The 15956-nt window shown below is 57.4% G+C and carries 14 protein-coding genes and 2 pseudogenes; 4 read left to right on the plus strand and 12 right to left on the minus strand.

Annotated features, from left to right (window positions below):
* Nucleotides 1–276: 276 nt before the first annotated feature.
* Together F2P44_RS33175 and F2P44_RS33180 are read right to left on the minus strand one after the other, a co-directional pair.
* A complete protein-coding gene (locus tag F2P44_RS33175) occupies nt 277–525 on the minus strand; it encodes a hypothetical protein (protein ID WP_167094191.1) in 249 nt (82 codons plus the stop codon).
* Nucleotides 522–2696 carry a portal protein gene (locus F2P44_RS33180; protein ID WP_167094193.1) on the minus strand — a complete coding sequence of 725 codons (2175 nt, stop codon included), beginning with the start codon at nt 2694–2696 and terminating at the stop codon, nt 522–524. The genes F2P44_RS33175 and F2P44_RS33180 overlap by 4 nt, the downstream gene beginning before the upstream one ends.
* A 287-nt stretch (nt 2697–2983) precedes the next feature.
* Between F2P44_RS33180 and F2P44_RS33185 the strand changes: the two are divergent.
* Nucleotides 2984–3261 (plus strand): annotated as a pseudogene (locus F2P44_RS33185) (transposase); the annotation flags it as partial.
* Nucleotides 3262–3398: 137 nt separating this feature from the next.
* Here the strand turns inward: F2P44_RS33185 and F2P44_RS33190 are convergent.
* Nucleotides 3399–4406 carry a hypothetical protein gene (locus tag F2P44_RS33190; RefSeq protein ID WP_167094195.1) on the minus strand — a complete coding sequence of 336 codons (1008 nt, stop codon included), beginning with the start codon at nt 4404–4406 and terminating at the stop codon, nt 3399–3401.
* A 2-nt stretch (nt 4407–4408) separates the two neighbouring features.
* Nucleotides 4409–4717, minus strand: coding sequence for a hypothetical protein (locus tag F2P44_RS33195; protein WP_167094197.1), 309 nt, complete (start codon nt 4715–4717; stop codon nt 4409–4411).
* A 147-nt stretch (nt 4718–4864) separates the two neighbouring features.
* Between F2P44_RS33195 and F2P44_RS33200 the strand changes: the two are divergent.
* A pseudogene (locus F2P44_RS33200) lies at nt 4865–5152 on the plus strand (IS481 family transposase); the annotation flags it as partial.
* A 161-nt stretch (nt 5153–5313) separates the two neighbouring features.
* Here F2P44_RS33200 and F2P44_RS33205 read toward each other — a convergent pair.
* The 6 genes from F2P44_RS33205 to F2P44_RS33230 form a co-directional block, all read right to left on the minus strand.
* A complete protein-coding gene (locus F2P44_RS33205; RefSeq protein ID WP_167094199.1) occupies nt 5314–6846 on the minus strand; it encodes a terminase large subunit in 1533 nt (510 codons plus the stop codon).
* Complete coding sequence (locus F2P44_RS33210) at nt 6833–7456, minus strand: hypothetical protein (protein ID WP_167094201.1); 624 nt, start codon at nt 7454–7456, stop codon at nt 6833–6835. Before F2P44_RS33210 ends, F2P44_RS33205 begins: the two co-directional genes overlap by 14 nt.
* A 4-nt stretch (nt 7457–7460) precedes the next feature.
* Entirely contained in the window at nt 7461–7673 is a 213-nt protein-coding gene (locus F2P44_RS33215; protein WP_167094203.1) for a hypothetical protein, read from the minus strand.
* Nucleotides 7674–8206: 533 nt separating this feature from the next.
* A complete protein-coding gene (locus tag F2P44_RS33220; RefSeq protein ID WP_167094205.1) occupies nt 8207–8935 on the minus strand; it encodes an OfxX fusion product in 729 nt (242 codons plus the stop codon).
* 825 nt (nt 8936–9760) lie between these two features.
* Complete coding sequence (locus F2P44_RS33225; RefSeq protein WP_167094207.1) at nt 9761–11167, minus strand: SIR2 family protein; 1407 nt, start codon at nt 11165–11167, stop codon at nt 9761–9763.
* 351 nt (nt 11168–11518) lie between these two features.
* Nucleotides 11519–12385: a hypothetical protein gene (locus F2P44_RS33230; RefSeq protein ID WP_167094209.1), complete on the minus strand. Its 867-nt coding sequence runs from the start codon at nt 12383–12385 to the stop codon at nt 11519–11521.
* 649 nt (nt 12386–13034) lie between these two features.
* Between F2P44_RS33230 and F2P44_RS33235 the strand changes: the two genes are divergently transcribed.
* Nucleotides 13035–13322: a CopG family ribbon-helix-helix protein gene (locus F2P44_RS33235; RefSeq protein ID WP_167094211.1), complete on the plus strand. Its 288-nt coding sequence runs from the start codon at nt 13035–13037 to the stop codon at nt 13320–13322.
* Nucleotides 13319–13621, plus strand: coding sequence for a type II toxin-antitoxin system RelE/ParE family toxin (locus tag F2P44_RS33240; protein ID WP_370662785.1), 303 nt, complete (start codon nt 13319–13321; stop codon nt 13619–13621). The genes F2P44_RS33235 and F2P44_RS33240 overlap by 4 nt, the downstream gene beginning before the upstream one ends.
* Nucleotides 13622–14014: 393 nt before the next feature.
* Here the strand turns inward: F2P44_RS33240 and F2P44_RS33245 are convergent, their stop codons facing one another.
* Nucleotides 14015–15079 carry a tyrosine-type recombinase/integrase gene (locus F2P44_RS33245; RefSeq protein ID WP_229423889.1) on the minus strand — a complete coding sequence of 355 codons (1065 nt, stop codon included), beginning with the start codon at nt 15077–15079 and terminating at the stop codon, nt 14015–14017.
* Between the two features lie 11 nt (nt 15080–15090).
* Nucleotides 15091–15390, minus strand: coding sequence for a hypothetical protein (locus F2P44_RS33250; RefSeq protein WP_167094214.1), 300 nt, complete (start codon nt 15388–15390; stop codon nt 15091–15093).
* Nucleotides 15391–15956: the final 566 nt, after the last annotated feature.

Here is a 15956-nt window from a genome sequence, read left to right on the forward strand (position 1 = left end):
CACAGCTTGACGACAACGACACATCCCGCGGTTTCCTCCTTCGCGGCTTGCCCAACGCCGGCCGGAGACGCTTGCGTGCATCAGTTTGAGTCTGTGACGGCGGCCGGCATCGGACAACCCTTAACGGAATACGCACCAAGAGTGCTCGTTCGGGCGCAATGGAACAGAAACTTGGCTTAGCGCCTGATTTTTTCCGAATTCTGCGTGCTCCACATAACAGGCCGCTCTCGCGGAATTTTCGGCGGTTCCGGCTTACACCCCAGGAATGCGGCGGGTCTACACCCTGGCTGATCGGTGGGCGCCGCCGGTGCGGATCATGTCGCGCAGGGCGTTGAGCTGGGCCAGCGCACCCTGCTTGAATGCCAGCTGGTCGGCCACGACCGTAGCCAAATCCGCGTAGCAGGCTTCCGCCAGCACATCAAGCAGGTCCAGCAAGACCCTTGTCTCGGGCATGGCCCGAAATTCGAGCAGTGCGGCCGATTCGCTGGCGATCTTCGTCCGCAGCTGTTCCGGGGAGCGGATCATTCGATTGCCGCCGTCTCGATGCCGGCGTGCTCGCCGACGTTGGCGCCGACCTGGCCGCCGCGAGGATCGCGCTGGGCTACCAGCTGCTGCGGATCGGCAATCGGTACCTGAGCAGCGCCGGGCGGCGCCGATCCGGCCGGGGTGGGCTGGCCGGGGGTGGAATCGACCCAGCCGGCCGACTTCAGGATGGCGTCCCCCGCCGGCGCGATCTGCGGCCGCTCCGTGGCGACGCCGGCGGCCTGCATGCCTGCGTAGGCCGCGTCGACCTTGGTTTTGGTGGCGATCGCGTTGATGCGTGTGACCTCGGCCGCCAGCTTGGCCACCTCTTGCATCAATTTTTCCGCCCCAAGCATGGCGACCTTCATTTGCAGCTCCTGCATCTGCTGCTGCTGCGCGGCCGCAGCCTTGGCGGCGTCGTTATTGCGCTCGGCCTCGACCTCGTCCTCGGTCTTGATGATGCTCGACAGGTCGTGCGCTTCGGCGCGCTGGCGCAGCAGTTCTTCGCGCTTGATGTAGGGCGCATCCTCCGGGGTGAGGGTGGCGGCGAAATTGTCCAGCTGCTGCGCGCGCACCTCCTTCGCCATCAGCGAGGCCGTGCCGCGCGCCTTGATATCGAAGTCGCCCTTGCAGCTGTTGTCCGGGTTGAACTGCATGTTCCACTTGTACAGGTCGGAAATAAACGGCCTGGTCACGCCCTCGTCGTAGTTCGTGATCAGGTCCTTCATCACGATCGAGGCGTTCGCCATGAGCATGGACATGCCCGATGCGGTACCGGCGGCGCCCTGGGTGGCGTTCTCCCCCTGCATGTAACGCGGAATGGCGGTGACGTCGTCCGCGTTCTTCTTGAACATTTCGACAATGGGAAGCAGTTCTTCCAGCCCGTTCGGCACGTTCAGAACCCGGATCGCCGGCTGGCTACCGTCCTGCCCCGCGCGTTTCCAAATCTTGAACGGGTACATATCGTCCGCGTCCTCCGCCGGGGACAGAAGGGCCATGTTCACCTCGATCTGCGGCCCCGCCGACAGCGCCGCGTTGTCGAGCACCATGCGCGTGGCCGCGTTCACGGTCGTCTGGTCGTCGCGCATGATCGCGGCGAAGCCATCGCCAAAGATGCTTGTTTCGTCCTTGTCGGCGTAGTACAGGTGGTAGGGGTAGGTGACGCCATTGATCGGCTGCAGGGTGATCTTGACCACGTCGCCGTTCGGCAGCATCCACACGTTCGAGAAGAACGTTTCGTGCATGCGGTCCTGGGGAACGTCGACGCCGGCCTGCGACAGCAGTTCGCCGCCGATCCACCCCCAGCGCTCAAGGATTTCGTAGTTGCCGTCGTGATTGAGCTTTGCCGACTGGCGCTCGCCGATCTGGCGGATTTCATTGTCGTACGCACGCGAGGTCTGCGCCCCTGTGGGATTGGCGAGGATGTAGGCGCGGATCTTGGCGCCGTTGAATGCTTTGCGCTTGGCCAGCGCCGCCAGCGCGCCGCGCGTCATGATGTGCTGCTCGAAAACGTAGCCGCAGTCCGCCAGCTTGGTTGCCGACATATCCGGGTAGAAGCGCCACAGGGGCACGTAGGCCACGAACGGCACCACGTACGACTCGGTCTTCATCACCCAGTTTCCATTGACCCGCACAAACTTCTGACGGGTCTTCCGCTCGACCAGTGGAGCCTTGAGCACGCCCGTGCCGTACAGGTGGCCGCTGTGGAGCACCTCCCTGGCCGTGCTCTTGTACTGGGCCTCGGCCAGCTGGTCGTCCATGATGCTGGTCATCTTGTCGGCCGCCATCATGACCAGCTTGGCGATCGCGGCGTCCAGTTCGCGGCGCGTCGGCACCGCCCCCGTCTTCGCCACCATCTGGCTGATCAGCTTGCGCCTGGTATCGCGGTCGACGGATGGTACGGCGGTGGGCTCGGCCGTCCAGTTGCGGTCGGACGTGGTCGGGAACAGCAGATCGGCGACGCGGGCGTTAGCGGTTTTTACCTTCACGCGCGTCAGGCGCACAAAAGCCCTGGAGCGATTCTTTCCGAATTTCGCTTCCACGTCCGGATCGTAGAGCCCGCGATACTGGCGCAGGTCCATGAGCCAACGCTGTTCGGTTTCGCGCCGGTCGAGCACGGCTTGGGCGAACTCCGCCAGGAGCGTGTGTGACGCCCAGCGTGTCCAGCGCGACATAGGCGGCGTTATCGTCGCGGGCCATGCCTTCGGTAGCCGCCCGTACATATTCTTCGTGCGCTGTATCTACTGTATCGGTCATTGGCGTGCTCATAAAAAAGGCCCGCGCATTGGCGGGCCGGAAGGTTGTTGCAGGAGATCAGAGCGGTCGGTGACGATGGCTAGGTGTAACGGCTCGCGTTTGAAAGTAGCCGTGCTCGCATTCGACGCTGATTTCGGCTCGAATTAACTGCAAATGACGGGGTGCCCGTGCTTACGCTATCTGCAAATGAGCTTGCAATCGACGCCGCCGGCAGTGGCAACAGGTCATCCCGTTCTTTGCCTGCCCGCCGGAAGTGCGAACGATCATCTATACGACAAACGCCATCGAGAGCTTGCATATGCGCTTGAGGAAAATCGTTAAGATCGTGGGCACTTCCCCAGTGACGAAGCTGCGACGAAGTTACTGTTCCTGGCCTTGCGCAATATTGAAAAAGATTGGAAGATGCCGCAGCGGACCTGGAAGCAAGCGGCCAGCCAGTTCGCCATCAAGTTCGGGGAGCGATTCACGAACATGATTCACTAGAACCTAACCAAGCGGCCCCAGCACACAAAATTCCTGACAGGTCCTCCAAATGGCAGTTGATGACTGGCGAACGCTTTTTCGCTTGCTGGGCAAAAGCGCTCATTGCTACTTCCCAAAGTCTTCCAGCAAGGCACGGACTACTTCACAACGTCGCCGCCTTTGCCGATTGCCCTGCACTCGGCAAGCAGCAGCTTTAATTGGGGCAAATCAACTTTGTCGGCAACTTTAGCGGCCGAATCGAAACAAGACGCAGCGCCGAGATTCGCGTAATACGCCGCCATGCCCCTCGTGAGATTTTGAGAAGCGACGCCCGTCGAAAACACCTTGCCCAGTACCACGGAGGCTCCGTCGGTCTTGGCTTTGTTGGAGCCTTCAAACCTTCCGAAAACGGAATAGGCGTCCTTTGATTTGATTTTTCCGAGAATAGCCTCCGCTACGCTGACGCTTGCGTTCAGCTTTTCCATTTCCTGCTTCAGCCTAACCACGTTCGACGATGCGTTATCCAACTTGTCTTGTATTGGCTTCGTTTTTGCCTCGAGCAAATCGAACTCGGACGTATCGGCAGCGGTCCATACGGAGGACGCTGCCATTTCCCTTTGATCGGTAAGCGATATACGATTTTGTTCGTACCCTGGTAGGGTCGTATCCAATTTGGTCAATTGCTCGTCGAGATCCTTTGTACGCTTTGCGGCGGCCGTGGCAGCCTCCCTTTTTGCCTTCAACTCGGACAAACGTTTTAAATTGGTTGCCATTTCCTCTGCGCTGCCAGCCCTGATGTTCTCGTTGAGCGCCACCTGCCTGCTTAATTCCCCATACTGCTTCAAAGTATTCTTGGCAGCCTCCTCATCTTGGCCGGACCGATGATTGCCCTCTACGTCGGACTCACCTGTAGTGAGCTGGATCTTGTAAACATCATTCTTGCAATTCTCAAGGGCCGGGTCGTCGCATCTTTTCGCCACTGCCACCGGTACATAGGCTGCGTCGACTTGTTTGTATCCCACACTGAGTGACACACCTGGCGTCTCGGTCGAGGTCCCAGAAATGTCTACGCCGACCGAAATCTTCGAGGCGTAGACCAGCGGCGCCTGCTGCAGCGGAGCACACGCTGAACAAAGGAAAAGCAGTACAACGGCAAAGTTTTTCATCGCTACCCCGGTGGTTGTGCAGTACAGATATGGGATGCCGGCGTACCGGCCTCTTTGAGCATGACGAGCATTCGCTCGAGCTCTACAGGTGTGTTATTAATCAGTATCAATCGACAGTCATTGCCGTCAGGGAGGTACAAACGCTCGTCTTTCAAGAAGCCGAACGTGAGGCCACCATCTCGAACAAACACGCCCAGACCAGAAGCTTTCACATACAATAAATCCGCCCTTGCCGGTGGAGTGACCGAGCACCCGGAAATCAAAGGGACAGAGACCGATAGCAGTAATGAACGCAGCAAAGTTTTGATCATGAAAGCTACCGAAAGTTGGCAGAATGAATGATCAAAATATCATGATTATTTCGAGGAATTCTATCGAATAGTAACTACCCGAAGAAAGGGGAGTCTTGGACCCTTCCCCGCTCAACGAACACGTTGCTGGTCAAGCGCTTCGCCACTGAGCGCCCGTTCAGGACCGTGAAGGAGGCGCATGAAACGCTTTACCATTTCCACAAGCCGGAGACGGAACGTCAGGCCAACGAATGGTTGATGCGCTACCTGCTGCGTTACAACGATCAGAGCCATCGTTCAGAAAAACACTCACGTCTGGCCGATTGGCTGGCCAACCTCCCCGCCGAGGGCGTGCGCGACATGTGCGCATGGGAGCAGTACTGTCGGTTCGCGCGCGAACCCGAGAGCCGCAAGGTCGGCGTCGACGCGCGCATCGCCATCGGCGGCACTTCCTATTAAGTGGAGCCGGACATGCGGGCATGGCCGGCGCCGTCGAATGCGAGCTCATTTGCAGATAATGTGAGCATGTGCCCTCCGTCATTTGCAGTTAATTTGAGCCGAAACCGACGTCGAATGCGAGCACGGCCGGTTTCAAACGCGAGCTGTTACAGCTAGGGTTAGTAGCCTGCCCGCGATGCCGCGCGCTGCTGCGTGTGACCGCCCCCACGGCTGTGATCCTCACGCAGGGCGCGGGGGATCACCGGCTCGGCAAATGTCATGGCGATGGCGTCCGCGCCGTCTGGCGAGCGCATCTGCCGTTTCTTCATGTCCTCCTTGGCCTCGATGAGGCGCGCGCCGTTGGAGGACGTTTTGTAGCTTGGCGCGGAAATGTCGGCGATCATGGCTACGTCGTTCGGTAGCCGGTTGGGGCCATCCTCGATCCACTCTTTGAAGCGATACCAGATCTCGGCGCGCTTGTTGGCGTACAGCTCCGGATCATCGGCCCTTGCGGCAGAGTTCACACCGATGACGGGCACGCCCAGCTCCTTGAGCCGGTCCACGATCCCCGAACCGATCCCGATCTTGTCCACGAAAATGGCGTCGGGCTGCATGTCGCGGTAGTAGCCAGCCAGGATGCCGGCCACCTCCATCGGCCCTTTCTTCTCGTGGTACTCGATGCGGAACACGGTGCGGCCGTGGCGGAAGGCAATCGCCGTCCTGTCCGGGCCGTATTCGGCCGGGTCGCAGCCGATCACGAAGGCCCCTGTGCGTTCGCGATAGGTACTGTTGACGGCGGCCATGACGCTCGTCGGACTGATCAAGGGGTCGGTGGTCGCGGACCGGAACGCGAGTGCGGCCGTCGCCGGGTACTCCTGATCGAAAAGCCACTCGAAGCCCTGGCCGTACGTGATGACTTTGTTCTGGCGCCACGCCATCTGCTCCATGTCCAGCCCGTAGGCGTCCATGTACTTCTGATCGTCGGCCGTGACGATGAAATTTTCCGGCACGGTCGCGCGGTACTCGTCCTGCCAGAACCAAGGCACGAAGATGGCGATGTACTCGCCGATCCCCGCCTCGGCGTCCTGCCACATGCTGTGAAAACCACCGCCGGTGCCGTTGGCGGTCGATTCGATGATGATCTCGGTGTCGTCCAGGTCCGCGATCGTGTTGCCCAGCCCGGCCATGTGCATCTGCGCGTTTTTCCAGAACGCGAATTCGGACAGGTGCGCTACCTGGGCGGTGTTGCCCCGGCCGACGTCGGCGGTGCCGGCGGTCGCCAGCTTGTATCCGCCGTCGAGCTTGTCGAAGACCAGCTCCTTCGAGTTCGTCGCGCTGGTGGACGGAGCGAACGGGTTGTGCCCGTGATAGCGCTTGACCATCTTGAACAGATTGTCGGTCGCCTTCTGCTCGTGCGCCACGATGAAGGCGGACCGGCCGAAGTTGATGGACGAGATACAGTAGAAGCGCGCGCCGATATAAGTCGATGCCCCCTGCTGCCGTCCTTTCAGGATGATCACCCGGACCTTGCCAATCTTCCTGCGCTGCTCCTCGATGCGCGCATGGATATAGCGCTGTGCCCGGTTAAATTTGAGCAGAACCTTCTTGCCGGCCTTGTCCAGCACGTACATGCACGTTTCGCAGTGCAGCTCGATATCATCCCGCAGCGCTTCAATGGTGGCCTCGATCTCGGCCTGGCTAGGCGCCGCCATTTTTCGCCATCACGCGCTTGATCACGTCCTCCACGCCGGTGCCGATCTCGTCTTCCTTCTTGTCGTCCAGCCCGAACGCCTGGCGTTCCATGGCGATGAGGTTGCGCAAGGCGTCGGCAAGCGTCTTCATGGTGCCGGCGCGGGAATTGAGGGACATAACCTTCTCAAACAGCTCAAGGCGCTTGTTGACGCCCTTCTCGTCCGGTGCGCACAGCATCGCCGCCAAGTCGCGGAACAGGTCCGCATGGTCCGTCTGGATTTCCAGTTCTTCGAGCAGCTGCATCGACAGGCGCCGCGTGCGCTGGATATCCGAACGGTGCGACAGGATGATCTGCGACTGCATCGCCGCGTTGACCTCCACAATCTCGCGTTCGCGCGCCGGCGACAGCTGCTCGGAGGTAGCCGGAACGACTGATTGCTCGACAAGCGACGTCGCCTTGGCGCGAATCCTGACGCCCAGGTGCCGGCTGACGTTGAGCTTGGCGAACCGTTTATCCATGGCGGCGCGCGAAACGCCGTGCTCGACAGCCATTTGCTGCTTTGTCTTGATACCGGCGCGCCAGTCCTTTTCGACCAGATCCCAGTCGATGACCTTCTTTTCTTTCGCCATGGGATCAACGCGCCTTCTGATATTTGCCCTGCAGGGTGCCAATCGAGTCCACACCGTCGTGACCCAATGCCCAGCTGCGGGCGAACTCGACGTCCTCGAAGTCGTCTTCCGGAACCTGGGCGCGCAGCCAGGGCGCGGCCGCATTGCGCGCCTGGTAAATCGTGGGTTGCTCCTGCCCGGCCACGGGGCCCTGCTCGACGGGGATTACTCGTGCCATCACGGACGCCCAAAAAAGAAGCCCCGCACGCATTGCTGCGCCGGGGCCGGTTGCCTGATTGCTCAGGCGATGGTGGAAGGGAAAATTCTGCACTCATGAAAAAAGCCAGCGGGACGAGCGTCGCACTGGCTTCAATCTGCTTGTTGCTCGCTGGTAGGCCCCGCCCTATCTGGACGGTGGCATGCCGCGCGAACATGAATTGGCCGCCCCTGCCCCTTGGCGAGCACGACGCCGGCGAATTGCCAGGTGCGTCATGCCCGCCCAACGGCGAGACTATCCGATGTCATCCCCTTGAAAGTGCCCAAGTTGAAGGCCCTTTTCGCAAGAGTCAGTTTTTCAGACTATCGAATTGAAGCGAATTTTACGGCTTTTTGCGCAAGTTTTGCCATGCCTATTTTGCGCACAATTTTTTGCACATTTAACGTGGCGAGAACGGCGAGCTTCTCGTTAGCGACTTTTCCCAATAGCGGTTCTTGCTATTGATCGGCCGAATCGCCAGCGGAATTTTTCCCCTCACCGATTTTTTCCAAACATCAGGCTTTCGCTGGATCTGGTACCATTTTTGAAAGCTCCCCTAGTTGAACAATAATCCGCTTCGTCACTTCCACCCATGCATCGTGCACCCAGTGTGGGACGGGTTCGCCATACTGCATTCTGAAAACCGGATTTATCACTTTCTTTGGATTCTTCCATGCGGCACTTAAGATGACCAAGCCTTCCGGCCGAATTTGAAACACAGGAAGCGCCTTAGGCTGCCCCCCGTACCGCTCAACGGGTTTAAGTTCTTCCCAAACGGTCTGGACGGTCTTATTCAGCTCGTCCACTAAATGATACGGCATGGTTTTTAAGCAGTGCGCGGTTAGCGCGGTAACGGACTCAAATTGAATTCGCGCTCGCGTTCGCCGATTAACTAAATCCTGCCGTTCCCGCAGACTCTTTTCCCTTTCTTTATCTGCTAAGGCCTCTTCTTCAGCTCTGACCGCCTGTTGTTTTGCCTTTGCTTCCTGGCGACGCTTTTCTCCTTCCGCTGTTAGTGCAGGCTTAACCAGTTCGCCAGATTTGGCCTCAATAGTGATTATGACCGGTTCCCCTCTATCGTCTCCAAGATCGAACGGTTGACCATCGGCATCAAAGGCCGAAAGGTAAAGGTTTGCACCATAAATTTTTGAGCCCGGCCTAACTACTTGGTATTTTTCAGATGCTATATTCAACGCTTCTGCAAGGCGTTCAGCTGTGACTTCACCCTTTATTTTTACCCTCATAGCACATTCTCCGTGCCTTGGAGGCCGTCCAAGTGGCGGACGCCGAAGCGCTGGATTTTTTTTACATCAATTTTGCAACTAATGCGATGTCTGCAACAAGTGATGCAGAGGAGTAAGCAACCAGTTCCAATCTTCATGCTTTAGTTTTCCTCGTTGGCCGACACCACGCTGGCCTTCTCAATGCACCACGCGCATTATGGGAGTGGTGGATGCTAGGGTGAATTTTCCTAATTACCACGACTATTTTTTGTTGCACAGTCGCCATGCTTCAGCAGGATCTGACCAACAAAAACCCGGTCACTGTCGTAATATAAGTTCAGTATGTCTACTCTTCTTATTAAATTTAGCTGCTCCGGATCAGTGCACCATGAATTGGTCTGTTGTCTCCTCATTTCTATTAAACCAGATTCAAAGTTATGTAGCTTAGATTTTAGCGCACCCATCAAGGCACGATAATTGAGAATTGGTTTCAGCCTACCTGGTGTGCAAAAAGTACTGTCCAATGTCGTGAACGTGTCGATTACCATCGGCACGTTCTTGTTGATCTCAGATGAAAGCCGACTACACTCCTTCAATGTGAGCGGCCTATCTGAAGCGTAGGCCGATTTTATATTGCAACAAAGGACGACAACGGCTGAAATATAGATATATGTACTCTTCATTATTTTTTCTGTCGGCACCGGCCGTATGCGGAGCGTATATGCGCCAAAATTTTTCGATTACATATCTTTTAACGTTAAAATTTCTTAAGTCCATCCATCTTGACGAAACGCCAAGTCGTCACGAGTTGGGATTTTCCAAGCCTATTTACGTAGCAAAGGATGCTTATTTCGAGGCTGACGTAACCTTAATTTCTTCTGTATCGACCTTGTAGTCCCCTCCAGCGATGATATTCTTCAAGAGGTCCACAAAGGCGTCAGAGTACTTGTGCGACTTGCTCGTCTCGGCGACGCCGAACTTTACGTTAACATGGTACTTGTTGTCGAAACCCTTGATGTTCACGCCTTTCTCGTCCTCGATCCGCTTGATGAGGTCGTTGACACTCTTCCAATTTTTCAAGCCGAGCAACTTGTAAACCTCCGTGATCACATACCTGTGTGTGAGATTGACCTTGGATGAGTCACCGACCGAAGTCACGCCGAACAGGTTGGCAAAATTCTCGCCAGACTCGACCGCATGTTCCAGCATCTTGAAGTTGATCTCGATTTGTTTTTTGGGGATGTCGGAGCGAACTAGGTTCACAGCACGTGCCATTAAAGCGCGAAGCAGCTTGGTGTCGATCTTTTCAAGATTGCCAGCTTGACCGAACGCTCTGAAAACCCACTCGAACGACTTCGCCGTGATGCTCTTAATGCGGATATTGCGATCAGGGGTTACTGCCAGAACCTTGTCACGCGGCGGATAGGAAAGTTCGTCTTGAGCGTCATCCCATTCAAGGATGTAAATGTTCGGGACAAGCTCATATTCCTGAGCCCTGACCATGCGGTCGACGTCGGACAGGATCTTCTTAATGTTTGGATCATTGGCGCGATAGCCGATGAAAACTAGCGGATGCTCAATGAAGTATGTCAGAAGCTTTGCGCTGAGATACTTGTGGTCATCCTCGAAGCGTTGATAGTCAGCTTCGTTTATGACGATGGAATCAGGCATTGATCGGCAGCCATGAATTTTGAAAATCTCGCCGATAGCGAGGTAGGGCTTACGCAGAATCTGTTGGCTGATGACCCGCTCGTAGTCGGGAAATAGCGGCTCGATCACCTCGTCGTAATTAGTGGTGACGATGGCATGAGCGCTGATGGCCTTCAGTGCGATGATTTCGGCATCCAATTCGGGAGAACCGTATGACCCTTCCGCATCAGGGCCAAGCGTCGCGAGGATGTCGGCAACTGCATGCTTGATGAAGATGTCACTGGATGTGTTCGCGGCAAAATATTCTTGAGGGAATTTCTCCTTGCCAGCATTCCATGCCCATTCATGATAGAGCTGGGAGAAGACCGTACCAATTTTTGTCAGGTCGTTTCCATGAGCCTGCTTGTAGTACGCAAAATCCTTGTCGATCAGAGGACAATTCTTTGCCAGCAAACCCAGCAATTCGATCCAGTTTGGACCTTTGGCGTAGCGCTTCGTAAATCCAGAACCAATAAACAAGATCGGCTGACAACTTGCGTCAGCAATAACTTTTGCAACATCTGCGGTTACTTCCTCTTGATATTGCTTGTAGTCCATCGGCATTGAATATCTCCTAGTTTGAGCTGCAAATTTTCGAGTTGGGACACTTCTCAAGTAGGGGTCTGAGGTGCAATGGAACGTAAAACACAGTTAAGCCTGGCTCGCTAAACGAGTCCAGGCACGTCCAAGTCACGTGGACTAAGAGCCATGTCGTTATACACATCTTTTTTTATAATAAAATCAACGACTTGCGCCTGACATCGCTAGGGCGCCGTCGACATGAAACGACAGAGAATCAGTGCGGTTGATCTTAAAATACCCGCATTTCGCTTAATTTTTAGGCAAAACCTCATGGAAATTGCCGCCCCGGGCTGAAATGACGTTGCGCGGAAAAAGATGTGTATAACGATATGACTAAGAGCCCTTCATTACCAGGAAGAGCAGGAACACGGCGATAAATCCGCCTACCCATTTAACCGTCCCACGTAGCTTCTCAATGTTTGCTCCTAACTTGTCCAGTGCAATTGCCTCCGCTGATACCGCCGGCTGACTTTGATAGCCGTGTTGCTCCGTGTCATCCGCGTCGCGGGGCGCTGCCTCTGGTGGAGGACCGAGCCAGATGCTAGTCAATGCCAGGTTGAAGCTGGTGATGTCGCCGCGAGCCATGTCCGCTCCATACTTTGGGTTCTCTAAATTCGGCTTAATGAACCAATCTGCGCTGACAGAAGGCGGAGCGTAATTGTCGTTCGTGTAGATGTTGTCCAGGTCGAGCCCGATTGAGGCCTTCTTGAGAGTGCCCGCTGCTACCGCGTTCTCCATCTCTGCGAAAACCTCAGCAGATACATAGCACTCAACGAACCAATCGTCGCCGTTGCCAATTTCCCAGTCAGCTTCAATGAACCCTACGGTGACACCCGTGTGTCGGAGCGGCTGCTTGTATTCCTCTGCGTTCTGCTCCGCACTCAATCGCTGAGCCTCCGAAAGGACACTGAAGCTGATAGGCACCACACTTGTCGCGGTGCAGGGGGCACCTATCACAGCCAGTTTGCTACGGCCCATCGAGGCGGAACCCCTGAGATGTCGCGTCGGCACAGGCAGCGGCTCAATCTCTCCGCTCATCCGGTAAACCGTAGCACTGCGATGCATCTGCAACTCGAACACCTCAAGCGAAAATGTCCTGATGGGATTGCGATAGTACTTGTCGGTCTTGCCGTCGGCAACGTCGATCACGAGCGCTTCATCATCATTCGATACGACCTTCAGTGCAGCCTTCTCGCTCATTAATCCCCCGAGTGTTCAATTAGTTTCCAGCTTGGATTATAGGCACGAACCGCTGGATCAGGATAGGCGGCGGCCCTCCCCATGCGGTCCCTTGGCATATTCAAGTTATTCCTTGTCCGGGCCGGTCGGGCGGGGCTGGCCGGGGTCGGCGCGGCCAAAGCGGGGCGCCCGCAGAATTCGGAAAAAATAGCACGCTAAGACGTTGCGCAAACGAACCTTTGTGCACGAACGGCGCTTTTGTCCGCTCAAGGCGGCCGGCTCGCTGATCGGCGGCGCCGTGTGCTGGCCGATTAGACTGCGGCGCCGTGGTCCTTGTCGACCAGCCGCTGGCGGCGACATCTGGTCGAGCTCCAGGGGGCCAGCCCGGCCTGGCGATGGCCGGTGCCGACGGCCTGCTTGGTGAACGTTCCCAGCGTTTAGCCCGTGGCGGGAACCTTAGCGTGCTATTTTTTCCGAATTCTGTGTTCTCCCCCAATTGCGAACGTTGCGCGACTCGAAACCTCGCCCGACGGCTGTCGCCGCCTTGATGATTTCGCAGGGAAAGGCATTCGCGCGGCCGTCTCCAATCGGCCCACTGCCAAGCGCCACAACGTGCTGACCTTTGCATGTGTTACCATGTGATTACGTTGTAACACATAGGAGTACGGTCATGAGCGAAGCAACTTTTACCTTCCGGGTGGATGAGAACCTGAAAGACCAATTCACGACAGCCGCCAAGGGCCGCGACCGTACTGGCGCCCAGCTGCTGCGCGACTTCATGCGTGACTTCGTTCAGAAGCAGCAGGAAGCGGCAGAACAAGAAGCTTGGTTCCGCCGCCAGGTGCAGATCGGCCTCGACTCGGCCAATGCTGGCAACCTGGTCCCGGTGGCTGAGGTGGAGGCCAAGTTCGCAGCCAAACGCGCCGCCACACGTCGCCGGCTGGAAGCCGCTGAATGATGGAGTTGTTTTGGACAGCAGTCGCGATCCAAGACCGCGACGACATCTATGAGTACATCGAGGCCGACAACCCGGCCGCCGCGCTCGCCCTTGATGAGCTGTTTGCAGAAAAGGCGGGCCGCTTGGTCGATCATCCAGGGCTCGGCAAGCCTGGCCGCGTTGCCGGCACGCGTGAGCTGGTAGCACACCAGAATTACATCCTCATCTATGACACTGCCGGCGACAAGGTGCGCGTCCTGCGTGTGCTGCACGCCGCACGCCAGTGGCCACCTTCCCGACGCGGCTCGCAAAGCCGTTGAATTGACTTAACGTTAACTCTTGAATCGGCCGGGCGAGGTTACATGTAAAAAGTGAACGCAACTTTTCTTGTAACCTGATTTTGTGTAACTTTTTGGGACCCTCAACAGACCCCGAATTTTGACCGAATCGCCTGGTCACGAGCTGGTCGCGCAGCTGCTCCGTGCGGCACGGCGATGCGTGCGTAACCCCTTGATTCATTGCCAAGTATTACGCACTCGCCGCGCCGCGGGATGAACGACTTGCGCACCCGTGGAACATACCGGCCGGCCCCGCCGCCCTGGTTGCATTTCGGCGCTGGCCAGCCTGCGCAACCGCGCGCGAACCCGGCGATATTTTCACTAAGCAATAACAGGCTACGGTTTGACACTGAGGACTAAGTGTTGTCACGAGAATCAAGCACCGCTAGGGCCGGTTTGACGCGCGTCGCCCATTTTTCGCCCACCGTAAATTTTGTCCTCGATCCGGTCCTGCGCACGGCTGGCCACGTCCATGTTCACTTCCAGGTAGCCCATCGTGGTCTTCGGGTCCTTGTGGCGCATGATGGCTTGGATGGTCTGAATGGGCGTGCCTTCCTCCGACATGAGTGTGGCGCAGGTGCCGCGCAGGCGGTGGGGCGTAATCCCGGTGAGGGAGGTGGCGGCGTTGGCGCGGCGCATCGCGTATCGGGCGAACCCATCCGGCAGTGCCCTACCCTGCTTACTTGGCGCGATGAGGCCCTGCGGTTGTCGTTGGGGCGCCAGGTACACAACCAGCCAGCGCGGCATCGGTACTGGAACCGCCTCCTTTCCCTTGGTAATGCCGGGCGTGAAGGTTCGCCGCTCCCAGTCGATCCACTCCCAGCAGGCGCTGGCCGCTTCCGACTCGCGCAGGCCCAGGCCGTACATGAGACGCACAGCGATGGCGACGGACGGCGAGCGCGTGGTCGCCTTGTCGATCTCTGCCAGCCAGTCGTCGGTGGTTTTGGTGGGCAAGGTGGCGCGCGGGATCTTCTGGACCGGCAGCATGGGCACGTCCCACGGCAGCTTGGGGATGATCTTGCGCTTGACGGCCCAGTTCACCAGCAGCTTGAGCTTGCGCAGCCAGTGATTCGCGGTGGCCGGCTTGCGCGTGGCCAGGTGCGCGTTTCGCGCCTTCTCGATGATCTCGGTGCCCAGGTCGCTAATGGGCAGCTGGCCCAGCCCGTGAAGGTGCCGGCGCTTGAAAACGTCGATCCCGCGGCGATGCGACTTGCTGGCGATCGGCGCGCGCAGTTCCTCCCATTGCTCGATCAATTCTTCCAGCGTCGGGACCAGCTGCATGCCGCTCGCGAGCAGGACGGCATCGGCGTACGCCTTGGACATGATCGCGTGTGCGCGCTTGTGGTTCACCTCGTGGGTGGTGCGCTGGCGCCGCGCGCCACCGGCGAGCCGGAAACGGTAGTGGTAATACTTGCCAACCTTGAACAGGGTGCTGGACATGCCGCCCCCGGTCAGGCTGGGGGGATGAACGAACCGAGCTGGTGCAGCACCGGCGCCGGCGGCGGTTCCGGTGGCAGCGCCGGCGCGGCCATCGCTTCGTGGGCCTTCTTGATGCTGTGGCTCATGCTGTAGGCGGCCTGCCCAAAGCTTTTCACATGATAATAATAGGTGCGCTCGCTGATGCCGAGCGCGCCGGCCGCCTGCTTGGCCAGCGTCGCATCGCCGACGTAATACGCCTTGAATGCCAGGAACTTGCCCTTCCATTTCTTCATGTCGGCCAGCGTATGCACGGCCATGTTGAAATACTGCATGTCCGGGTGGTTACGGGCGTTTGGCTCTCTCCCTACCTTGGACGGCTGCAGGCGCCCAAGGGTCCCGCTGGCGGCCGGCCGCATGTAAAAGCTGCGCGTCTGGCACCAGCGTACCCACTCGTCACAATATTCTGCTACTACATCCCGATTTTTCATCCGCTCTGCCTCCGTGGTCAACTTGCGGGGCAGTCTAAAGCCGGTTAATGAATAACTTAGATTTTCACCTTAAAGAGGCGGACACAGAATTCGGGAAAAATAGTACGATGAGCTCAAAAATACAGCCGAATACCCTGGGGCGGCGACGGAAATCGTCTAAAGTACCATTTCCGACTGCCACTCGGTCCCGCAAGGTTTTACGCATACATTGCTTTTTATCAACAAATGCAGTTCGTATCGGCCGAACAAGGGGCGACAAACACTTGTTTTCTGACGGTTCGCTTTCGTTAAGGGTTGTCCGATGCCGGCCGCCGTCACAGACTCAAACTGATGCACGCAAGCGTCTCCGGCCGGCGTTGGGCAAGCCGCGAAGGAGGAAACCGCGGGATGTGTCGTTGTCGTCAAGCTGT

This window comes from Massilia frigida (assembly GCF_011682175.1).
Taxonomy (GTDB): domain Bacteria; phylum Pseudomonadota; class Gammaproteobacteria; order Burkholderiales; family Burkholderiaceae_D; genus Telluria_A; species Telluria_A frigida.